Genomic DNA, 21,187 nt, shown 5'->3' on the forward strand with positions numbered 1-21,187 from the left:
CCGGATGAAAACGAAAATCGCTAAACATCTACTACAAATCAAAGCTGTCTCATTAAAACCAGACACACCGTTTACGTGGGCAAGCGGCATCAAATCACCGATTTACTGTGATAACCGCCTGACTTTGTCGTACCCGGAAGTGAGACACGACATCGCTGAAGGTCTAAAAGATTTGATTCTCACTCATTTTGAGGGAGCGGAGGTTGTCGCTGGCACTGCAACAGCGGGCATTCCGCATGCCGCATTAGCTGCAGACCGCCTGAACGTGCCGATGTGTTATGTCAGAAGTAAGCCAAAAGCACACGGAAAAGGGAATCAGATTGAAGGAGCCGTATCGCCTGGTCAAAAAGTTGTTGTCGTAGAAGACCTCATTTCAACTGGTGGGAGCGTGCTTGAAGTGGTCTCGGCTCTTCAAGACGAAGGCTGTGACGTACTCGGAGTTGCTGCAATTTTCACATACGGCCTGCCAAAAGCAGCTGCTGCTTTTCAAGAGAAAAACATTCCATATGTCACACTAACAGACTATGACACGCTGACAGACGTGGCTCTTGAGCTAAAAGCGATCGAACCTTCTGCTATGAATAAACTAAAACGCTGGAGACAAGATCCTACCTCTGAATCTTGGATGGAAGAAACGGTTTAAAAGCTGTGCCACTCGCACAGCTTTTTCATTTGGTTAAAAATAGTAAAATAGACTCAAATTTAAATAAAAACTAATCCTATCAATAAAGTCGGGTTGACTTTTGTTTGAATTGTGTTAATATTTAATACAAATTAAAACTCTTATCCAGAGAGGTGGAGGGACTGGCCCGATGAAACCCGGCAACCTGCGATTCGTAAGGTGCCACTTCCTGCAAAATGATTCTATTTTGAAAGATAAGGAAATCGTGAGCTTCCTCATCTTTCTTTCGGACTGAAAGAAAGTTTTTTTATTTTAACGTGAGGAGGAAGAGGAGATGGAAGTGAAACAAAACCAGGATGAGGGCTTAGTGAAGCACATGCAAGAACTGATTGGGGATATAAAATTCGGTTCGATTACGTTGATTGTTCAGGACGGTCAAGTGATTCAAGTAGAAAAAAACGAAAAAATTAGGTTGAAGTAGTGCGCAGATTAGCAATATGAGCGGTACTCCGGAAGGGGAGAAACAATGTTAACTTACGAAAATTGGCAAGAGCCGTCCATTACATTTCAAGAGGACGATTTGTATAAAGGGGCCCTATCCGTGCTGAAATGGGCGTACGGTCATTATGGTGATCAGCTCGTTTATGCATGCAGTTTTGGCATTGAGGGCATTGTCCTGATTGATCTTATTGCGAAAGTAAAAAAGGATGCGAGAATTGTCTTTTTAGATACAGGTCTGCATTTTAAGGAAACGTACGATACAATTGATGCGGTAAAGGAAAGATACCCCGGTTTAGACATCGTACTGAAAACACCTGAGCTGACAGTTGAACAGCAAAACGAGCAGCATGGTGAAAAATTATGGGAAACAAATCCTCAAAGCTGCTGCCATATGCGCAAGGTCATTCCTTTGCAAGAGACACTATCTGGCTATCCGGCATGGCTTTCTGGCTTAAGAAGAGAGCAGTCACCAAAACGAGCAGGTACGAACTTTTTAAATCAGGATGAAAAGTTCAAATCAGTGAAAGTATGTCCGCTCATTCACTGGACGTGGAAGGACATATGGAGATATGCATCTAGAGAGGATCTTACTTATAATCCGCTGCATGACCAGGGATACCCAAGTATCGGCTGTGCACCGTGTACACAGCCAGCATTTACTGCGGATGATTTGCGTTCTGGCAGATGGTCAGGTACAGCAAAGACAGAGTGCGGATTACATGAGTAAGGGAGCATAATGTATGGAAATCGCCGCAATTTTATTTAGTTTATTCTTTGCTTTAAACATAGGCGCAAGCGGAGCAGCCGCTTCTATGGGCATTGCGTATGGATCAGGTGCAATTAAAAAGCCCATCTATGCACTCAGCGTTTGTGCAGTCGGAGTTTTAGCAGGTTCAGTGATTGGCGGCGGTGAGGTCGTCAAAACGATTAGCTCTGGTATTATGCCAGAATCTGTGATTACAATTGAAATTGTTTGTATCATCATTGGTTCTGCCGCATTATCACTCTTCATAGCGAATCTGATGGCCATCCCTTTATCAACAAGTGAGGTCACAGTAGGGGCTGTGGTCGGTGTTGCAGTCGCGTATAAAGTGTTATATGTGAAATCTATTTTAGTCATTGTGGCCTTTTGGATCATCATTCCACTTGTCGCCTTTGTTTTCACCTTTACTGTAGTCAAAATCATCAGAATGTTCCCTAAACGCACATTATCTAAAAAAAGCACTGCGATTTTATCAGTCTTGCTCATGATCAGTGGATTTCTAGAGGCGTTTTCAGCCGGTATGAACAATGTTGCCAATGCAGTCGGCCCGCTTGTGGCCTCAAGCGTCTTGTCCGTTGGGCAAGGAACACTTTACGGCGGAATCTTCGTCGCACTTGGTGCCCTGTTGCTTGGCAGAAGAGTGCTAGAAACAAACGGAAAGAAAATCACCCGCTATCAAACGGGTGAAGGGATTTTGTTATCGAGTACCGGCGCTGGACTTGTCATCGTCAGCTCTATTTTTGGGCTGCCAGTTCCACTTACTCAAATCACCTCCTCGTCCATTATCGGACTTGGGATGGCAAAGGGTGGACCTAACATTTTTCATAAACATATCGTGAAAAAGATGCTGAAGGTCTGGGTTGTGTCACCCTTTTTATCACTCAGCCTATCGTATCTGCTGGTGAGCCTTTTCCTAAAAGGAGATTATTACTCTATTTTTATCATGATGAGTGTACTGCTTGCCTCACTCGGTGCGCTGAGTCTGATGAAGGCAGTCAAAAATGAAAGCAGCTCTATTCATGAGCAGGGCGGCGGGATTTAACTATAAATCCGACTATTAACATCTAATAAATATGAACATTGAGAGGAAGATGGACAAATGAGTTTAACACCACATGGTGGCGTATTAATGAATCGAGTAAATGAAGAATATGATCTCAGCACGGCTGCGAAGGAAATTGAACTAGATGCGATTTCCTTTGCAGACCTTGAACTCATTGCAATTGGCGGGTATAGTCCAATTGAAGGATTTTTAACAAAAGCTGATTATGAAGCAGTTGTCAGCAGTATGCGGCTAGCAAGTGGTGTCGTTTGGTCTCTTCCGATTACGCTGCCAGTCACAAAGGAAAAGGCAGCCGAGATCAACCAAGGTGATATTGTGCGTCTATCGTACAATGGAACAGTATACGGGATCATTGAAGTAGAGGATCAATACACACCAGATAAGGAAAAAGAAGCTGTAAATGTGTATAAAACAGATGACCGCAATCATCCAGGCGTGAAAAAATTATTTGAACGCGGTGACACGTATATTGGCGGTAAAATTACACTGACGAAACGAAGCGAAAAACCATTTCCTCAATTTACGTATGAGCCAGAAGAAACAAGAAAACATTTTAAAGAAAATGGATGGAAAACAATTGTTGGGTTCCAAACGAGAAACCCCGTCCACCGTGCCCATGAATATATTCAAAAGACAGCACTAGAAACAGTCGATGGTTTGTTTTTAAATCCGCTTGTTGGTGAAACAAAATCTGATGATATCCCAGCAGATGTGAGAATGAAAAGCTATCAAGTGTTATTGAACGGTTATTATCCAAAAGATCGCGTCTTTTTAGGTGTTTTTCCTGCTGCAATGCGTTATGCTGGACCAAAGGAAGCGATATTTCATGCGCTTGTTCGTAAAAATTATGGCTGCACACATTTTATTGTCGGAAGAGATCATGCAGGTGTTGGTGATTATTACGGCACATACGAGGCGCAGGAGCTATTTGATCAATTTACAAGCGAAGAGATTGGCATTACTCCGTTAAAATTTGAACACAGCTTCTACTGCAATACATGTGAAGCGATGGCAACACCAAAAACATGTCCGCACGATAAAAGTGAGCATGTCATTCTTTCAGGTACAAAGGTTCGAACGATGCTGAGAAACGGTGAATTACCACCAAGCACGTTCAGCCGAAAAGAAGTTATTGAAACATTAATCGAAGGATTAAAAACGACGGTATCTTAAAGGAGCGTATGACATGAGCAACGAACATATCGTATGGCATGATTCATCTATTACAAAAAAAGAATATCAACAGAAAAACAATCATACAAGCGGCATCATCTGGCTCACTGGTCTAAGTGGTTCAGGCAAATCGACGCTCGCAAATGCAGCGGCTAGAGAGCTGTTTGAACAAGGCTACCAAGTCACAGTCCTTGATGGCGATAACGTACGACATGGACTCAATAAAGATTTAGGGTTTTCAGATGATGACAGAAAAGAAAACATCCGGCGCATCGGAGAAGTGGCGAAATTATTTGTTGAGCAAGGGACCATTGTCATCACAGCTTTTATTTCTCCATTTCAAGAAGATCGCCAAATTGTTAGACAGTTAGTCGATGATGGGGAATTTCACGAAGTGTTTGTGAAATGTGATCTGAACGTGTGTGAAGAGCGTGATCCAAAGGGGTTATATAAAAAAGCCAGAAACGGCGAAATTCCATTTTTCACTGGAATTGATTCACCATATGAAGAGCCAGCTGCACCTGAGCTCGTATTAGATACAGGTGAATGGTCTCGCGAGGAGTCCAAACAGCGCCTCGTTGATTATGTAAAGGGAAGAGCGAAATAATCGGCTGATGGCAGGGGGAGAAAGCACGATGGGGAAAGTATACATTGTTGGTGCCGGACCGGGTGATCCAGACTTAATTACATTGAAGGCCCATAAGGCAATACAGCAGGCAGATGTCATTTTATATGATCGTCTCGTCAATCAAGAGATTCTCGCCCACGCCAAACCGGAGGCGGAATTGATCTATTGCGGCAAGCTGCCAAATCATCATACGATGAGACAGGAAGCCATCAATGAAGCGCTTGTGACTCATGCAAAGAAAGGGAACGTTGTCGTTCGTCTAAAAGGCGGCGATCCCTTTGTATTTGGCCGCGGCGGTGAAGAAATTGAATGCTTAGCTGAGCACGGGATTCCGTATGAGGTCGTCCCTGGGATTACCTCTGGTATTGCAGCGGCTGCTTATGCGGGCATTCCAGTGACGCACCGTGAATTCAGCTCAAATGTCGCTTTTGTCACAGGACATTATCAAAAGGATGAACATTTTGAAGAAAAGTGGGAGGCGCTGGCAACGGGAATTGATACCCTTGTCATATACATGGGCGTCAAAAACGTAGAAAGAGTGCAGCGGCTTCTTTTGAAAAATGGACGGGACCCTGAAACACCAGCTGCGTTTATTCACTGGGGAACCACTACGAGGCAAAAGACGACTTGCTGCACTGTAGCGACGCTGTCTGAAACAGTTGAAAAAGAAGGAATCGAGCATCCGAGTTTAATTGTTGTAGGAGACGTCGTTCATTTTCATCAAAAGCTGAGCTGGTTTGAACCTGCACTGATCGAGAAATAAAGAACGAAGGGGAAAAGACACGTAGATACATCGTGTCTTTTCGTCTGATCAAAACAGGATGAGAGGGAGAAGCCAAATGAAGCAGGCTGTACTTTATGTTGGACATGGAAGCAGAGTGAAAGAAGCACAAGATAAAGCCATTTCTTTTATGAAAAGCTGTATGCCGTTAGTGGAAGCAGATATACAAGAAATTTGTTTTTTAGAGTTGACCAATCCTTCTATAGAAGAAGGGTTTGAGACTTGTGTGAAAAAAGGAGCAACACACATTGCGATCGTCCCGCTCCTCCTTTTAACCGCCATGCATGCCAAATCAGATATCCCAGTCGAGATTGAAAAAGGACAAAAACGTTTCCCGCAAGTGAAGGTGACATACGGAAGACCTATCGGGGTGAATCAAGAAGTGACGAAGGCTGTTGTTGCAAGGATTGAAGAAGCTGGATATCAAGGAGAGAAAGCACGGATTCTTTTGATTGGCCGCGGGAGCTCTGATCCGGATGTGAAGCGAGATGTGTATGGCATTGCAGGCGATGTCCGAAGCCTGCTCCCTCATGCAGAGGTTCTTCCATGTTTTATTACGGCATGTGAGCCAAATTACCGAGATGTTCTTGCGCAGTTAACAGCAGATGACGATACGCCTGTGTATATCGTTCCTTACCTGTTGTTTACGGGCATTTTAATGAAAGAGATTGAAAGCGAGGCCGTTCAGACGAGAGAGCGACTTCAGGATGTACGAGTATGCCGGTATATTGGCTTCCATCCGCATGTGAAAGCCGCTTATATTGAACGCGTGCAAGAAACCATTTTAAACAAAGAGAATGCGTTCCATTTCCAAGGAGAAAGCCATGCTTCCAGTCCATCTTGATTTAACCAATAAACAAGTGCTCATCGCCGGCGGCGGACTGGTAGCGGCAAGAAGGGCGAATGCGCTATGCACGGAGCCTTGCCGCATAACTGTCGTGAGTCCTGACATTTGTGATGAAATGGTCCATCTCATTGATGCATATGGGCTGAATTGGAAGGAAAAGAAGGTGAGCGCTGAAGATTTGGAGGATGCATTTTTCATTGTTGCTGCAACAAACGACCCTTTGGTGAACGAATGGATTGCGCAAACAGCGCTGCCGCATCAGCTTGTCAACTGTGTGAGCCAATCAGAGTTAGGCAATGTGATCGTTCCAAAGATTGTCAAAGCAGGGAAAGTGACGATTTCAGTCTCGACGAGCGGTGCAAGCCCAGCCCGGACAAAACAGCTGGCTGAGGCAATCGAGACCTTGCTTGAAAAAGAAGATGTAGACGCGCTTGAAGCTCTCTATATAGAAAGAAAAAAACGACAAAGAAAAAGCCGATAAAATCGACATGAGATTTTATCGGCTTTTTTTATTTTCGAAGCTTTAGGACAACATCTTCATCAGGCGTGACAAATAATGTTTGCTGCTGATCATACGTAACAAAGCCCGGCTTTGCTCCGTTTGGTTTTTTCACATGACGGATTTTCGTATAATCGACAGGCACGGAGCTGGATTCTTTTGCTTTAGAGAAGTAGGCAGCAATTTGAGCCGCTTCATGCAACGTTTGTTCATCAGGTGTTTGATGACGTATGACGACATGTGATCCTGGAATATCTTTTGTGTGCAGCCAAATGTCATCACGAGCAGCAGCCTTTGTGGTCAAATACTCGTTTTGTTTGTTGTTTTTCCCCACTAAAATGGGAATGCCTTGAGAAGATTCGTACGTTTCCAGCTGGATGGCCGCCGGTTTTTTCTTTTTGGCGTGCCGCTTTTGTTTGGCGCGCAAATATTTCCCTTCAACAAGCTCTTCTCTCATTTCCTCTAAATCTTTTGGCGAGGCAGAGGACAGCTGCTGAATCAGCTCTTCAAAATAAACAATCTCTTCATGTGTCCGCTTGATTTGTTCATTTACAGCCTCTACTGCATTTTTTGCCTTTTGATATTTTGTAAAGTACGCCTGTGCATTTTCAGAAGGGGTTTTGTTTGTTTTTAGCGGGATCGTCATTTCTCCGCCTTCTTCATCGTAATAATTGATGACAGTCGCTTCTTCAACCCCTTTTTTTATGGCATATAGATTGGCTGTTAACAATTCACCATAGAGCTGGTATTTATGCGCATTTTGAGATTCTTCAAGGGTTCTTTTTAGTTTTTTTAGCTTGTTTTCATTTTTCTTCTTTTCATTCACGACAAACCGTTCAAGGTCAGCCGCCTGCTGTTTGACTCTGTCCCTTTCCGCTTTTCCGAAATAAAAGCGGTCAAGCAGCTGGCTGAGAGATTCGAACGTCTTCATTTCGCCATTTACATGCTGGAGTTCTAATAAATAGAAATACTCTTTGCCGTCTTTTCTGGTGAGCTGCGGGGTAAAAGAATGCGTCCGAATGAGCTGGAACATGTCAAGCAGTGTATTTGGAATCGTTTCCTGATTGGTAAGACCGGCTCTGTGAACAGCTTCCTTTGCAAACAGCGGGGAAACCCCAGAGAATGTATCGACAATTTGACTCGCGATTTTCCCTTCTTGAAAACGCAAATGCTTTAAAATATCATCCTTCGTCACTTCAAAAGGATTCAATTTTTGCTGTGCAGGCGGCAGCAGGTATTCATGACCAGGAAGCACAGTTCGGTAGCTGTTCACAGATGGAGAAAGATGTTTCAGACCATCAATGATCTGCTGCGTTTCATCTTCAACAAGAATTAAATTACTGTGCCGTCCCATGATTTCGATATAGAGCTTCCGCGTCTGTTCATCGCCAATTTCATTTCGGCTTCGCACATGAAGCACGATGACCCGGTCAAATCCAACCTGTTCGAAGCGTTCAATAAATCCGCTCTCAAGATGCTTTCTGAGGAGCATACAAAACATTGGGGGTTCGCTTGGATTGTCATAATGATGCTCAGTGAGCTGCACTCTCGCATAGCTCGGATGAGCCGATAAAAGGAGCTTATGATTTTTCCCGTTTGACCGGATATGAAAAATCAGCTCGTGCTTATATGGCTGATGTATTTTAGAAATTCTCCCGCCAGTTAATGTCTCTTGCAATTCATTTGTCATACCGTATGTAAAAATGCCGTCAAATGACATGTTGGATACACCCTCTTTTTTCACACAAATCTACTGAAAGAACCTTACATTTTCTCGTTCTTTAGGCAGTCTTATTATTATAGCATGATTTAGGACGAGTCTGAATAAACTGGCTTATAGAACACTGCATATGAGAGAGAACAAAAGAGGAGTGGACGAGGTCAAATGAATTGGCATGAACTGAACCAAACCGATTTATTAAAAACAATGAATACATCGATAGGTGACGGACTGTCAGAAAAAGATGTGCAAAAGCGGCTTGAAAAACACGGACCAAATGAATTGCAGGAAGGGAAAAAGGCATCGGCTCTGATCATCTTTTTAGCGCAATTTAAAGACTTTATGGTCTTAATTTTGCTTGCGGCAACGATTATTTCTGCTTTTTTAGGTGAATACATTGATGCTGGGGCGATTGTAGCGATTGTTCTGATTAATGGTGTACTCGGCTTTTATCAAGAACGCCGGGCGGAAAAATCCCTTCAAGCGCTAAAGGAATTATCGACTCCGCATGTATATGCAAGGAGAAACAATGAGTGGGTCAAGATCCCGTCTAAGCACCTCGTACCAGGGGATATTGTGAAGTTTTCAAGCGGAGACCGGATTGGGGCAGATATTAGATTACTAGAAACAAAGAGTTTAGAGATCGAAGAGTCAGCCCTTACTGGTGAGTCCATCCCAGCGGTGAAACATGCAAGTCCACTTTCACGAGACCATGTAGCGCTCGGAGATTTGACGAACATGGCATTTATGGGGACGCTTGTCACGAGAGGAAGCGGCGTGGGTGTTGTCATTGGGACAGGGATGAATACAGCCATGGGACAAATTGCCGGTATGCTGGATGCTGCAGGTAATATGGAAACACCGCTGCAAAGACGTCTCGAACAGCTTGGGAAAATCTTGATTGTTGCTGCTTTATTCTTAACCGTGCTCGTAGTCGTTCTGGGCGTTGTGCAAGGACATGATTTGTATCATATGTTCTTAGCGGGTGTATCTCTCGCTGTTGCTGCCATTCCAGAAGGACTGCCGGCGATTGTAACCGTCGCTCTTTCCCTAGGTGTGCAGCGGATGATCAAACAAAAATCAATTGTCAGAAAGCTCCCAGCTGTGGAAACGCTCGGCTGCGCGTCGATCATTTGCTCAGATAAAACAGGGACAATGACGCAAAATAAAATGACGGTAACACATGTGTGGGCAGAGGGGAAAACGTGGAATATTTCTGGCACGGGCTATGAGCCGTCTGGTGATTTCACCTTAAACGGAGAACTTGTCCATGTTGACAAACATCCAAGCCTTCAAAAGGTTTTATTATATGGTGCACTTTGTAATACATCGACCATCGTTGAAAAAGATGGAGAAATGAACCTTGATGGAGATCCGACAGAGGGCGCACTTTTAACCGCAGCACGTAAAGCGGGTTTTACAGAGCAATTCATAGAAGCTGGGTTTCATGTCGTAGAGGAGTTTCCTTTTGACTCAGAAAGAAAGATGATGTCAGTCGTCGTCGAAACGAATCAAAAAGAGCGGTATGTCATTGCAAAAGGTGCGCCAGATGTACTGATGAACCGTTCAAGTCATATCATGCACGGCGGACGCACAGCCTCATTTTCAACCACTCACAGGCAAGAAACAGAAGCTGCGATTCAAGGCTTAGCAAGACAAGCGCTTAGAACCATTGCAATTGCGTATAAAAAAGTCGGTTTGACAGAAAAAATCACATCTGTTCAGCAGGCAGAAACCGATCTCACATTGATCGGGTTAGAGGGTATGATCGATCCACCTCGTCCTGAAGTCAGGCGAGCGATCAAAGAGTGCAGGGATGCTGGCATTAAAACTGTGATGATTACAGGTGATCACGTGGAAACAGCCAAAGCCATCGCAAAAGACCTGAGCCTTTTACCGAAGCAAGGAAAGGTTCTTGACGGGAAAGCGCTGGACCAGCTGAGTGACAAAGAGCTTGAGCAAATGGCTGAAAATGTATACGTTTTTGCCCGGGTATCCCCGGAACATAAGCTGAGAATTGTGAAGGCCTATCAAAAAAATGGCCATATTGTGGCGATGACAGGTGATGGGGTCAATGATGCGCCCGCGATTAAACAAGCAGATATCGGAATATCCATGGGCATCACAGGAACAGACGTAGCAAAAGAAGCGTCCTCCCTTATTTTACTTGATGACAACTTTGCGACCATTAAATCCGCTATTAATGAGGGCCGGAATATTTACGAAAATATTCGTAAGTTTGTACGCTATTTGCTTGCATCAAATGTTGGAGAAATTTTGGTTATGCTGTTTGCGATGCTCCTTGCGCTTCCGCTTCCACTCGTTCCTATTCAAATTTTATGGGTAAACCTTGTGACAGATGGACTCCCAGCTATGGCACTTGGAATGGATAAGCCAGAAGGCGATGTCATGAAGAGGAAGCCGCGGAACATGAAAGAGGGCATATTTGCTAGAGGGCTTGGCTGGAAGGTCATATCAAGGGGATTCCTCATTGGGCTTGCCACTCTGTTAGCATTTATGTTTGTGTATCACCGCGATCCAAACGAACTGCAATATGCACAGACTGTCGCATTTAGTACGCTCGTTTTGGCGCAGCTCATTCATGTATTTGACTGCCGCAGTGAACGGTCCATTTTTGAACGTAATCCATTTGGAAATCTCTATTTAATCGGTGCTGTTCTGTCATCACTTCTTCTGATGCTTGTGGTCATTTATTATCCGCCGCTTCAGCCAATTTTCAAAACGGTGTCAATTGCTCCAATTGATTGGCTGCTGATCATCGGTATGTCTGCACTGCCAACTTTTTTATTGGCAGGATCACTTTTGACAAGAAAAAAATAATTCGTTATGGTATAATTTTGAGGTAATAGTGTCTGCTATTACCTTTTTCATTTTATTAATATGAAAGAATTGGGTGTTTTGACATGATACGCAGTATGACGGGATTCGGCCAAGCGAGTAAAACGGATGGAGAACTGACAGTGTCAGTCGAGCTAAAATCGGTCAATCACCGTTTTAAAGAGGTTCATGCCCGTTTGCCGAGGCCGCTTTTATATTTCGAAGATACATTAAAAAAAATCATTCTTCGTCACGTGCAGCGTGGTAGAATTGAGCTGTTTGTCACGATTGAAGGCGGTAAACTAGCAAGCCGGTCTTTACAGATCGACTGGCCGCTGCTTGATGAATATATGAAAGCCGCAAAAGACCTCAAGGACCGCTATCACATTTCAGGTATTCAGCATGCACATGACTTACTTCAGCTGGAACATGCTGTTCAAGTAGAAGAGTCGGTCAGCCGAAATGAGCAGCTGGAGCATTTGCTGATAGACGCTTGTGAAGCGGCTGTCAAGGAGCTTTGCTTCATGAGAGAGCAAGAGGGTGCATCACTTCAAAAAGACTGTGAACTGAGGCTCTCTGAACTAGAGGCCTATACAGAAGAAATAAAAGTCTTTGCACCAGAGGTTGTAAGTCAGTACAAAGAACGATTGAATCAAAGATTGCAAGAATGGATCGGAGAGGCGCTTGAAGAAAGCAGACTGGCCACAGAGGCTGCCATCTTTGCTGATCGCTGTGACATTACAGAAGAGATCACGAGATTAAAAAGTCATTTTCAGCAATTTCAGCAAATTTTGATGCAAGGCGGCGCTGCCGGCCGGAAACTTGACTTTCTTGTACAGGAACTCAACCGTGAAGTGAACACGATTGGATCTAAAGCAAACCATCACCATTTAACAAAGCTGGTGGTCGAAATGAAAAGTGCTATTGAAAAAATAAAAGAACAAGTGCAAAATATAGAATAGTCATTGTGTATGCTGTTTACAGTGCGTCTCTTTCGGCGAGACTAGAGACGTTTATATTACAGGGGGACGAAAGAAGATGACCATAAAATTGATCAATATCGGATTTGGAAACATCATTTCAGCGAATCGGATGATTTCGATCGTCAGTCCGGAATCAGCACCGATTAAACGAATGATACAAGACGCAAGAGATCGAGGCATGCTCATAGATGCTACATACGGAAGAAGAACCCGTGCTGTTGTCATTATGGACAGTGACCATGTCATCTTATCTGCCGTTCAGCCTGAGACTGTCGCGCAAAGACTTTCTGTAAAAGAAGAAATCATAGATGAAGGGCAGGGGTAATACGCCATTATGAAAGAAAGAGGACTCTTAATCGTTCTCTCTGGACCTTCGGGAGTTGGAAAAGGAACGGTCAGACAAGCCATTTTCTCCCAGGAAGATACGAAATTTGAATACTCTATTTCAGTAACAACACGCAAACCGCGTGAAGGTGAAAGAAATGGTGTCGATTATTTCTTTAAAACCAGGGAAGAATTTGAACATATGATTGAAAACAAAAAGTTGTTAGAATGGGCAGAATATGTCGGGAATTACTACGGCACACCTGTTGACTATGTAGAACAGACACTGAGTGAAGGAAAAGATGTTTTCCTTGAAATCGAAGTGCAAGGCGCACTTCAAGTAAGAGAAGCTTTCCCGGAAGGTCTTTTTATTTTCCTTGCACCGCCTAGTCTTTCAGAACTTCAAAACCGTATCATTACTCGCGGTACAGAATCTGAGGACCTCATTCGAAATCGAATGGCCGCTGCAAAAGAAGAGATTGAAATGATGGATGCTTACGACTATGTCGTTGAAAACGATGATGTCGCGCTTGCTTGTGAAAGAATCAAAGCGATCGTCCTTGCAGAGCATCTGCGAAGAGACAGAGTCGCACCAAGATATAAAAAAATGCTGGGGGTAGAATAAACAATGTTAGATCCTTCAATTGACTCATTGATGAACAAACTTGATTCGAAATATACACTTGTGACAGTGTCTGCACGCCGTGCACGTGAAATGCAGATCCATCAAGATCAGCAGATCGAAAACACAAAGTCTTACAAATTTGTAGGGAAAGCACTTGAAGAAATCGACGCTGGTCTTTTGACATTTGAAAAAGAGGATCAAGAATAACACATCGCTTCTGTAATGCAGATACGATACGTTCAAAAAAGTCAAAACTATGATTGGTTTTGACTTTTTTGAATTGTAGACGAATTTGTGAAAAAGGCCATTAAGGGGGACAAACAAATGTTACAGTCAAAAAATATTTTGCTCGGCGTCAGCGGAGGAATCGCCGTATATAAAGCAGCTGCACTCACTAGTAAACTCGTACAGGCAGGCGCAAATGTAAGAGTGATTATGACGGAATCTGCCCGTGAGTTTGTGTCTCCGCTCACCTTCCAAGCCCTATCTCGACAAGAGGTTTATGTGGATACATTTAAAGAGAACAATCCAAGAGTCATTGCGCATATTGATGTAGCTGACTGGGCCGATCTCATTCTCGTTGCTCCTGCAACAGCACATACGATTGGTAAAATGGCCGCAGGACTTGCAGATGATATGCTCACAACCACCTTGCTCGCTTCAACAGCTCCTGTATGGATCGCACCGGCTATGAATGTGCATATGTATGATCACCCAGCTGTGAAGCGGAACATTCGCACATTATATGAAGACGGATACCGGTTTATTGAGCCAAGTGAAGGTTATTTAGCCTGCGGGTACATTGGAAAAGGGCGTTTAGAGGAACCTGAAAAAATTATTGAACACATTCGTGCGTTTTTCGAGGAGCCAAAAAGCTTGCCGCTTTCAGGGAAAAAAGTCGTGGTGACAGCAGGTCCTACACGAGAAGTGATCGATCCTGTTCGTTTCTTTACAAATCGTTCTACTGGGAAAATGGGCTATGCCATTGCAGAAGCTGCCCAGCAAATGGGGGCTGATGTCACGCTTATTTCTGGTCCTGTTTCTTTGACTGCGCCTGACCATGTAGACGTGGTACACGTTGAATCGGCAGAGGAGATGTATCAGGCTGCTTTAGATGTGTACGGGGAAGCAGACCTTGTCATTAAATCAGCAGCTGTTGCCGATTACACCCCTGTCACGACATATCCTCATAAAATGAAAAAACATGACGGTGCACTGGAAATTGAATTCACGCGTACAAAAGATATTTTAAAAGAGCTGGGGAAAAGAAAAGAGCATCAAGTGCTTGTCGGTTTTGCAGCTGAAACGCAGGATGTAGAATATTATGCGAAAAAGAAAATCGAATCCAAGCATCTAGATATGATTGTTGCCAACAATGTAACAAAAGAGGGTGCGGGCTTTGGCACAGACACAAATGTGGCAGCGATCATCAAAGCGGACGGAACAAAAAAAGAGCTGCCGATGATGAGCAAAAAAGACCTCGCTTTTGAAATCTTAAAGGAGGCAAAACAGCTATTGCCAAAAGAGCGTGATCGAGCATGATTGCTGAAGTCATAGTGGATGTCACAACGAAAGCCATTGATCGCCCATTTGACTATCGTGTGCCCGATCGGTTCAAAGATCTCGTCAAACCTGGGATGAGGGTCGTTGTTCCCTTTGGCCCGAGGAAGATTCAAGGGTTTGTGACAAGAGTCAAAGATGTAACAGACGTAAAGACAGGAAACATCAAGGACATTGTGGATTTATTTGATTTATCACCTGTTCTGACAGATGAGCTATTGGAGCTTTCCCACTGGCTGACGGAAAAAACATTGTCCTATCATATTACGGCTCTGCAATCCATGCTGCCTGCAGCCATGAAGGCAAAATATGAAAAAGAAATTCAGGTGTTATCAGATGAAGAACTTCCGCAGTCATTGAAAGAGCTTTTCGGTCAGCAAGAAAGCATACTTTACGCTGACATTCCGCCTGATCAACTGAAGCACATTCAAAAGCATGTCCAAAAAGGTCATCTAGAGGTGAGATATCATGTCTCTCAAAAATCTGGAAAGAAAAAGGTGCGCATGCTTCAGGTCGTCGTTTCGAAAGAAAGACTTGAAGAAAAGCAGCAGCAGCTAAAGAAAAATGCGGTGAAACAAAAGGAATTGCTCTCCTTTTTGCTTCAAGCGAGTGAGACCACTTTTTTAGCGAAAGACTTACAGCAGCAAACAGGCGCTAGTTCTCAAACGCTTAAAACCTTTATACGAGAAGGGCTGTTAACAGAGAGCTATGAAGAGATCTATCGAGATCCTTATGCAGACCGGGAGTTTAAACAATCTGATTCCCTCGATCTCACGACAGAACAAGCAGCAGCAGCGAAACACATTCATCAAGCAGTGAGTGATCATCAGCATGAAACCTTTCTGCTGCACGGGGTGACAGGAAGCGGGAAAACGGAGATTTATTTGCAGACCATTGATCATGTACTTCAAAAGGGAAAAGAAGCGATCGTCCTCGTTCCTGAAATTTCATTAACTCCTCAAATGGTTCAGCGGTTTAAAGAACGGTTTGGCTCAAATGTGGCTGTTCTTCATAGCGGATTATCGACAGGGGAAAAGTATGATGAGTGGCGGAAAATTCACCGCAAGGAAGTCAAGCTTGTCGTGGGAGCAAGGTCTGCTGTTTTCGCCCCATTTGAAAATCTAGGAATGATTATCATAGATGAAGAGCATGAATCTTCCTACAAACAAGAAGAGATGCCGCGTTATCATGCCAAGGACGTCGCAATTGAACGAGCAAGACGGCACCAATGTCCAGTCGTATTAGGCAGTGCAACACCTTCACTTGAGACCTATGCGCGTGCGAAAAAAGGTGTGTATACATTGCTGACGCTAAAGCAACGCGTGAACCAGCAGCAGATGCCGCACGTCTCGGTAATTGATATGAGAGAAGAATTAAGGAACGGCAACCGGTCTATGTTCTCAGAAGAATTAATGCTCAGGTTAAAAGAAGTGCTTGAAAGGAAAGAACAAGCCGTCTTATTTCTGAATAAAAGAGGCTATTCATCCTTTGTGATGTGCCGTGATTGCGGATATGTGGAGCAATGTCCTCATTGCGAGATTTCCCTTACCTATCACCGTTATCAAAAACGGCTGAAGTGTCACTATTGCGGTCACGAAGCCCCGGTACCTGCTGAATGTCCAGAATGCCACAGCGAGCATATTCGTTATTTTGGTACAGGTACGCAGCGAGTAGAAGAAGAGCTCACCAAGGTTTTGCCTGAGGCGAGGGTAATCCGAATGGATGTAGATACAACCTCTCGAAAAGGCGCTCATGAAAAGCTTCTTACCTCATTTGGCAACAAAGAAGCGGATATTCTACTCGGTACGCAAATGATTGCAAAAGGGTTAGACTTTCCAGATGTTACACTTGTCGGTGTACTGAGTGCGGATACGTCCCTTCATATCCCTGATTTTCGTTCAAGTGAAAAAACATTTCAACTTCTCACGCAAGTCAGCGGCCGGGCAGGGCGCCATGAAAAAGCGGGCTCAGTCATTATTCAATCGTATACGCCTTCTCACTATAGTATTGAATTAACCAAGCAGCATGACTATGAAGCCTTTTATGAGCAGGAGATGCTGCATCGTCGTCATCAGTCCTATCCGCCATTTTACTTCTTGGCAATGGTGACTGTTTCACACGAAGAAGTGACGAAGGCAGCGCATGTCGCTGATCAAATTGTCCAGTTTCTGAAAATGAACTGTGCACCGAATACAAGAATCCTTGGTCCAGCTGCATCTCCGATCGCTAAGATCAAAGATAGATATCGATATCAATGCGTGATAAAATACAAAAGGGAAAATGAACTGGCAAGTTTACTACGGAAAATACAAGATCATTATCAAAAAGAAATGGAACAAAAACAGTTGATGATTTCAATAGATATGAATCCATATATGATGATGTAAAACGGAGGGCTTTAAGTGGCAATAAAACCAATAGTCATACATCCGGCAGAAGTGCTTGAACAAAAGACAGAGCCTGTCGATACGTTCGATAAAAAGCTTAAAAAACTGCTCGATGACATGTATGATACAATGCTTGAGCTAGATGGAGTCGGACTAGCAGCACCGCAAATCGGTATTTCAAAAAGAATCGCCGTTGTAGATATAGGAGAAGAATCTGGCAGAATTGATTTAGTGAATCCCGAGGTTCTTGAAGTAAAAGGAAGCCAAACAGACATTGAAGGCTGCTTGAGCTTCCCATCTTTATACGGCACTGTAGAAAGACCAAATCATGTGAAGGTGAAAGCCTTTGATAAGAAAGGCAAACCATTTACAATAGAAGCAGAAGGATTTTTAGCAAGAGCCTTATTGCACGAAATTGATCATTTAGACGGCATATTATTCACGTCGAAAATCATTCAAACCTATACAGAAAAAGAACTTGTGGAAATGGAAGGGTGAAGAAAATGGCACGTATTGTATTTATGGGAACCCCTGATTTCTCAGTACCTGTGCTGCAAACACTGATAACAGAAGGATACGAAGTCGTCGGGGTCGTCACGCAGCCAGATCGCCCGAAAGGCAGAAAACGAGTGCTCACGCCACCTCCTGTGAAAGTGGAAGCCCTAAAGCATGGCATCCCTGTTTTGCAGCCTGAAAAGGTGCGCCTTGATGAAGAAATCGATAAAGTGCTTGCATTAAAGCCAGATTTAATTATAACAGCAGCCTTCGGACAAATTTTACCAAAAAGACTGCTGGATGAACCTGAATTTGGCTGTATCAATGTTCATGCCTCTTTGCTGCCAGAGCTAAGAGGCGGCGCGCCGATCCATTATGCGATCCTGCAAGGCAAAAAGAAAACAGGCGTGACCATCATGTACATGGTTGAAAGACTCGATGCAGGTGACATGATTAGTAAAGTAGAAGTAGAAATTGATGAATTAGACAACGTTGGGACATTGCATGATAAATTAAGTATAGCAGGCGCCGCATTGCTAAAAGATACGGTTCCAAATGTTCTGAACCGGTCCATCTCTCCGATTCCGCAAAATGAAGAGGCGGCAACCTACGCACCTAATATTAAGCGGGAGCAAGAAAGGTTAGACTGGACAAAAACCGGAGAAGAGCTTTACAACCAAGTTCGCGGCTTAAATCCATGGCCAGTTGCCTATACTGAATGGAACGGCGCTCATTTAAAAGTTTGGGAAGCGAAAAAAGTTCCGCTTCAAGCGCAAGAACCTGGGAAAGTGATTGAACTTCAAAAAGAAGGACCGGTCATTGGAACCGGGAATCAGCAAGGCCTTATATTAACAAGTGTGCAGCCGGCTGGAAAGAAAAAAATGACCGGCGAAGACTTCTTAAGAGGCGCAAATATCGAAATTGGACAGAAATTAGGGTTAATGAATGAAGAAAAGTAATGTGAGAGAAGTAGCGCTGGACGCTTTAATCAAACTCGAACAAAATCAAGCTTACAGTAATTTGCTTTTGCAGTCAGTCATGAAAGATAAAGATCTGGCAGATCAGGACAAACCACTGTTAACAGAGCTTGTATACGGTACACTGCAAAATAAGCTGGCACTAGATTATATGCTGGCGCCCTTTGTGAAAAAACCGCAAAAGGTGGCCCCGTGGGTCATGCAGCTTTTGCGTATGTCTCTTTATCAAATGGTCTACCTTGAAAAAATTCCAGATCGTGCAGCCATCCATGAAGCAGTCGAGCTAACGAAAAAGCGCGGGCATAAAGGCATTTCTTCACTTGTGAACGGCGTACTTCGTTCAGTACAAAGAGAAGGCGTTCCGGCATTTGATGCAATCAAAGATCCGGTCAAGCGGCTCTCGATTGAGACAAGCCACCCACTATGGCTTGTGCAGCAATGGGTTGAGGCGTATGGATTTGAAGCAGCAGAAAGCATGTGCCGCATTCATTTAGTACCGCCAAAGCAAACTCTTCGTGTCAATCGAATGAAAACCGATCGCATGGCATTACAGAATGAACTGATGGATGCAGGAATTGAAACAGAGCTCGGCGACTTATCTGAGGATGCACTGAAGCTCATGAAAGGGTCCATCGTATCAACGCCTTCTTTTCAAGAGGGCTTTGTGACCATTCAAGATGAAAGCTCAATGCTTGTCGCAAGAGCACTAAATCCTCAGCCGGGAGAAACGGTGCTTGATGCCTGCGCGGCTCCTGGCGGCAAATCAACACATATCGCAGAGCGAATGAACGATGAGGGGAAAATTGTTTCACTTGATTTACATGAACACAAAGTGAAACTCATCAAACAAGCAGCAAAGCGTCTGCATCTTACTCACATTGAGGCAAAAGCGCTTGATGCAAGGAAAACAGCGGACTATTATAGCGAAGCTTCGTTTGACCGTATTCTGATTGATGCACCGTGTTCTGGTTTTGGCGTCATCAGACGAAAACCAGATATGAAATATACAAAGTCTCAAGAAGACTCAGCAAGGCTTGCGATAATTCAGCAGGCAATCTTAAACGAAACAGCCTCGCTTCTAAAGCCGGGCGGAACCCTTGTATATAGTACATGTACAATGGGCCCAACAGAAAATCAACAAGTGATTCATGCGTTTTTACAAGAACACCAAGACTTCGAACCCGATCTATCTCTTAATGAACGGCTGCCTGAGCAGGTTGCTCCGTTTGTTCAAAACGGAAGTGTGCAAATTCTTCCTCATTATTTCGGAACAGATGGTTTCTTTATTTGCAGCATGAGAAAGAAGGGATAAAAAATGACAGAACAAAAAGTAAGAAAAGAACTGAAAACAGACATGCCGTCGATCTACTCATTTGAGCTTCACGAAATCAAAGAATGGTTAAAAGAACAAGGTGAAAAGCCTTTCCGTGCAGCCCAAATTTTTGAATGGCTTTATGAAAAACGTGTGACATCCTTTGACGAAATGTCTAACCTTTCAAAGGAATTAAGAGAAAAATTAAAGGATCAATTTGCGATCACCACATTAAAAACAGTGATCAAACAAACATCTCAAGATGGAACGATCAAATTTTTATTTGAATTACATGATGGCTATACAATTGAAACAGTGCTCATGCGTCACGAATACGGCAACTCTGTGTGTGTGACCACTCAGGTCGGCTGTAGAATTGGCTGTACATTCTGTGCATCGACACTTGGCGGCTTGAAGCGAAACCTTGAAGCGGGTGAAATCGTTGCCCAAGTATTGAAAGTGCAGCAGGCGCTTGATGAAACGGATGAGAGAGTTAGCTCTGTTGTCATCATGGGTATCGGTGAACCGTTTGATAACTTTGAGGAAATGCTTGCATTCCTAAAAATCATCAACCATGACAAGGGCTTAAATATTGGCGCGCGTCATATTACTGTCTCAACAAGCGGGATCATTCCAAAGATCTATCAATTCGCTGATGAGCAAATGCAAATCAACTTTGCTGTGTCATTGCATGCACCAAATACAGAGATTAGAAGCCGCTTGATGCCGATCAATAAGGCGTATAAGCTGCCAAAATTAATGGAAGCCATTGAATACTACATTCAAAAAACGGGTAGACGTGTCAGCTTTGAATACGGCCTGTTTGGCGGAGTCAATGATCAAGTTCATCACGCGGAAGAACTTGCTGATTTATTAAAAGGAATCAAATGTCACGTGAACCTGATTCCGGTGAACTATGTACCGGAGAGAGATTATGTGAGAACACCAAGAGAACAAATCTTCCTATTTGAAAAAACGCTGAAAGAAAAAGGCGTAAACGTAACGATTAGACGAGAGCAAGGCCATGACATTGATGCTGCTTGCGGTCAGCTAAGAGCGAAGGAGCGTCAGGAAGAGACGAGGTGACGA

Annotated in this window: 21 protein-coding genes and 1 riboswitch; of the genes, 20 read left to right on the forward strand and 1 reads right to left on the reverse strand. The window is 43.7% G+C overall.

The genetic code is table 11. The annotated features are described in order from the left end of the window. Window positions 1-4 precede the first annotated feature (4 nt). The 9 genes from pyrE (at window position 5) to ACYH0L_RS07460 (ending at window position 6,859) form a co-directional block, all read left to right on the forward strand. Window positions 5-643 (forward strand): orotate phosphoribosyltransferase, encoded by a 639-nt coding sequence (gene pyrE / locus ACYH0L_RS07420; RefSeq protein WP_230031463.1) that lies wholly within the window; start codon window positions 5-7, stop codon window positions 641-643. Between the two features lie 137 nt (window positions 644-780). Further along, window positions 781-883: riboswitch (SAM riboswitch) on the forward strand. Between the two features lie 115 nt (window positions 884-998). Continuing rightward, window positions 999-1,103, forward strand: coding sequence for a DUF2292 domain-containing protein (locus ACYH0L_RS07425; protein WP_419180189.1), 105 nt, complete (start codon window positions 999-1,001; stop codon window positions 1,101-1,103). Between the two features lie 45 nt (window positions 1,104-1,148). Then, a complete protein-coding gene (locus ACYH0L_RS07430) occupies window positions 1,149-1,850 on the forward strand; it encodes a phosphoadenylyl-sulfate reductase (RefSeq protein ID WP_099725914.1) in 702 nt (233 codons plus the stop codon). A gap of 13 nt (window positions 1,851-1,863) precedes the next feature. Then, the gene (locus ACYH0L_RS07435) at window positions 1,864-2,928 is read left to right on the forward strand and encodes an inorganic phosphate transporter (protein ID WP_249705505.1); all 1,065 of its coding nucleotides are present in this window, start codon (window positions 1,864-1,866) and stop codon (window positions 2,926-2,928) included. A 57-nt stretch (window positions 2,929-2,985) separates the two neighbouring features. Next, complete coding sequence (gene sat / locus ACYH0L_RS07440) at window positions 2,986-4,122, forward strand: sulfate adenylyltransferase (RefSeq protein ID WP_099725912.1); 1,137 nt, start codon at window positions 2,986-2,988, stop codon at window positions 4,120-4,122. A gap of 13 nt (window positions 4,123-4,135) precedes the next feature. Next, window positions 4,136-4,729, forward strand: coding sequence for an adenylyl-sulfate kinase (gene cysC, locus ACYH0L_RS07445; protein WP_099725911.1), 594 nt, complete (start codon window positions 4,136-4,138; stop codon window positions 4,727-4,729). 28 nt (window positions 4,730-4,757) lie between these two features. Next, on the forward strand, window positions 4,758-5,513 hold the full coding sequence (gene cobA / locus ACYH0L_RS07450; protein ID WP_482354443.1) for a uroporphyrinogen-III C-methyltransferase: 756 nt from the start codon (window positions 4,758-4,760) through the stop codon (window positions 5,511-5,513). Between the two features lie 76 nt (window positions 5,514-5,589). After that, window positions 5,590-6,375 carry a sirohydrochlorin chelatase gene (locus ACYH0L_RS07455; RefSeq protein WP_256499543.1) on the forward strand — a complete coding sequence of 262 codons (786 nt, stop codon included), beginning with the start codon at window positions 5,590-5,592 and terminating at the stop codon, window positions 6,373-6,375. After that, complete coding sequence (locus ACYH0L_RS07460) at window positions 6,356-6,859, forward strand: precorrin-2 dehydrogenase/sirohydrochlorin ferrochelatase family protein (protein ID WP_256499544.1); 504 nt, start codon at window positions 6,356-6,358, stop codon at window positions 6,857-6,859. Before ACYH0L_RS07455 ends, ACYH0L_RS07460 begins: the two co-directional genes overlap by 20 nt. A gap of 28 nt (window positions 6,860-6,887) precedes the next feature. Here ACYH0L_RS07460 and ACYH0L_RS07465 read toward each other — a convergent pair whose 3' ends face one another. Next, on the reverse strand, window positions 6,888-8,597 hold the full coding sequence (locus ACYH0L_RS07465; protein WP_482354444.1) for an Rqc2 family fibronectin-binding protein: 1,710 nt from the start codon (window positions 8,595-8,597) through the stop codon (window positions 6,888-6,890). A 165-nt stretch (window positions 8,598-8,762) separates the two neighbouring features. Here ACYH0L_RS07465 and ACYH0L_RS07470 point away from each other — a divergent pair, with 165 nt between their 5' ends. From ACYH0L_RS07470 to rlmN, 11 genes are all read left to right on the forward strand, one after another. Further along, complete coding sequence (locus ACYH0L_RS07470; protein WP_099725906.1) at window positions 8,763-11,438, forward strand: calcium-translocating P-type ATPase, SERCA-type; 2,676 nt, start codon at window positions 8,763-8,765, stop codon at window positions 11,436-11,438. A gap of 83 nt (window positions 11,439-11,521) precedes the next feature. Further along, complete coding sequence (locus tag ACYH0L_RS07475; protein WP_099725905.1) at window positions 11,522-12,397, forward strand: YicC/YloC family endoribonuclease; 876 nt, start codon at window positions 11,522-11,524, stop codon at window positions 12,395-12,397. A gap of 76 nt (window positions 12,398-12,473) precedes the next feature. Beyond that, window positions 12,474-12,743: an extracellular matrix/biofilm regulator RemA gene (gene remA / locus ACYH0L_RS07480; protein ID WP_008344898.1), complete on the forward strand. Its 270-nt coding sequence runs from the start codon at window positions 12,474-12,476 to the stop codon at window positions 12,741-12,743. 9 nt (window positions 12,744-12,752) lie between these two features. Then, a complete protein-coding gene (gene gmk, locus ACYH0L_RS07485; RefSeq protein WP_099725904.1) occupies window positions 12,753-13,367 on the forward strand; it encodes a guanylate kinase in 615 nt (204 codons plus the stop codon). Window positions 13,368-13,370: 3 nt separating this feature from the next. Further along, the gene (rpoZ, locus tag ACYH0L_RS07490; RefSeq protein ID WP_003211647.1) at window positions 13,371-13,574 is read left to right on the forward strand and encodes a DNA-directed RNA polymerase subunit omega; all 204 of its coding nucleotides are present in this window, start codon (window positions 13,371-13,373) and stop codon (window positions 13,572-13,574) included. 117 nt (window positions 13,575-13,691) lie between these two features. Beyond that, on the forward strand, window positions 13,692-14,909 hold the full coding sequence (gene coaBC / locus ACYH0L_RS07495; protein WP_256499546.1) for a bifunctional phosphopantothenoylcysteine decarboxylase/phosphopantothenate--cysteine ligase CoaBC: 1,218 nt from the start codon (window positions 13,692-13,694) through the stop codon (window positions 14,907-14,909). Further along, entirely contained in the window at window positions 14,906-17,314 is a 2,409-nt protein-coding gene (gene priA / locus ACYH0L_RS07500; protein ID WP_256499547.1) for a primosomal protein N', read from the forward strand. The genes coaBC and priA overlap by 4 nt, the downstream gene beginning before the upstream one ends. 15 nt (window positions 17,315-17,329) lie before the next feature. Next, window positions 17,330-17,812 (forward strand): peptide deformylase, encoded by a 483-nt coding sequence (gene def, locus ACYH0L_RS07505; protein ID WP_099725901.1) that lies wholly within the window; start codon window positions 17,330-17,332, stop codon window positions 17,810-17,812. A 5-nt stretch (window positions 17,813-17,817) separates the two neighbouring features. After that, complete coding sequence (gene fmt, locus ACYH0L_RS07510) at window positions 17,818-18,768, forward strand: methionyl-tRNA formyltransferase (RefSeq protein WP_256499548.1); 951 nt, start codon at window positions 17,818-17,820, stop codon at window positions 18,766-18,768. After that, complete coding sequence (gene rsmB, locus ACYH0L_RS07515) at window positions 18,755-20,098, forward strand: 16S rRNA (cytosine(967)-C(5))-methyltransferase RsmB (protein WP_256499549.1); 1,344 nt, start codon at window positions 18,755-18,757, stop codon at window positions 20,096-20,098. The genes fmt and rsmB overlap by 14 nt, the downstream gene beginning before the upstream one ends. A 3-nt stretch (window positions 20,099-20,101) precedes the next feature. Further along, window positions 20,102-21,184 (forward strand): dual-specificity RNA methyltransferase RlmN, encoded by a 1,083-nt coding sequence (gene rlmN / locus ACYH0L_RS07520; protein ID WP_249705500.1) that lies wholly within the window; start codon window positions 20,102-20,104, stop codon window positions 21,182-21,184. The last annotated feature ends 3 nt before the right edge of the window (window positions 21,185-21,187 follow it).

The sequence above is a fragment of the Bacillus sp. MC1252 genome (assembly GCF_056838025.1).

Coding starts and splice junctions, on each gene's coding strand:
- pyrE (WP_230031463.1), top strand. CDS start 5: ATGAAAACGAAAATCGCTAAACATCTACTACAAATCAAAGCTGTCTCA.
- ACYH0L_RS07435 (WP_249705505.1), top strand. CDS start 1,864: ATGGAAATCGCCGCAATTTTATTTAGTTTATTCTTTGCTTTAAACATA.
- rlmN (WP_249705500.1), top strand. CDS start 20,102: ATGACAGAACAAAAAGTAAGAAAAGAACTGAAAACAGACATGCCGTCG.
- fmt (WP_256499548.1), top strand. CDS start 17,818: ATGGCACGTATTGTATTTATGGGAACCCCTGATTTCTCAGTACCTGTG.
- sat (WP_099725912.1), top strand. CDS start 2,986: ATGAGTTTAACACCACATGGTGGCGTATTAATGAATCGAGTAAATGAA.
- cysC (WP_099725911.1), top strand. CDS start 4,136: ATGAGCAACGAACATATCGTATGGCATGATTCATCTATTACAAAAAAA.
- ACYH0L_RS07430 (WP_099725914.1), top strand. CDS start 1,149: ATGTTAACTTACGAAAATTGGCAAGAGCCGTCCATTACATTTCAAGAG.
- ACYH0L_RS07470 (WP_099725906.1), top strand. CDS start 8,763: ATGAATTGGCATGAACTGAACCAAACCGATTTATTAAAAACAATGAAT.
- ACYH0L_RS07465 (WP_482354444.1), bottom strand. CDS start 8,597: ATGTCATTTGACGGCATTTTTACATACGGTATGACAAATGAATTGCAA.
- cobA (WP_482354443.1), top strand. CDS start 4,758: ATGGGGAAAGTATACATTGTTGGTGCCGGACCGGGTGATCCAGACTTA.
- ACYH0L_RS07460 (WP_256499544.1), top strand. CDS start 6,356: ATGCTTCCAGTCCATCTTGATTTAACCAATAAACAAGTGCTCATCGCC.
- ACYH0L_RS07455 (WP_256499543.1), top strand. CDS start 5,590: ATGAAGCAGGCTGTACTTTATGTTGGACATGGAAGCAGAGTGAAAGAA.
- ACYH0L_RS07475 (WP_099725905.1), top strand. CDS start 11,522: ATGATACGCAGTATGACGGGATTCGGCCAAGCGAGTAAAACGGATGGA.
- ACYH0L_RS07425 (WP_419180189.1), top strand. CDS start 999: ATGCAAGAACTGATTGGGGATATAAAATTCGGTTCGATTACGTTGATT.
- rpoZ (WP_003211647.1), top strand. CDS start 13,371: ATGTTAGATCCTTCAATTGACTCATTGATGAACAAACTTGATTCGAAA.
- rsmB (WP_256499549.1), top strand. CDS start 18,755: ATGAAGAAAAGTAATGTGAGAGAAGTAGCGCTGGACGCTTTAATCAAA.
- priA (WP_256499547.1), top strand. CDS start 14,906: ATGATTGCTGAAGTCATAGTGGATGTCACAACGAAAGCCATTGATCGC.
- coaBC (WP_256499546.1), top strand. CDS start 13,692: ATGTTACAGTCAAAAAATATTTTGCTCGGCGTCAGCGGAGGAATCGCC.
- gmk (WP_099725904.1), top strand. CDS start 12,753: ATGAAAGAAAGAGGACTCTTAATCGTTCTCTCTGGACCTTCGGGAGTT.
- remA (WP_008344898.1), top strand. CDS start 12,474: ATGACCATAAAATTGATCAATATCGGATTTGGAAACATCATTTCAGCG.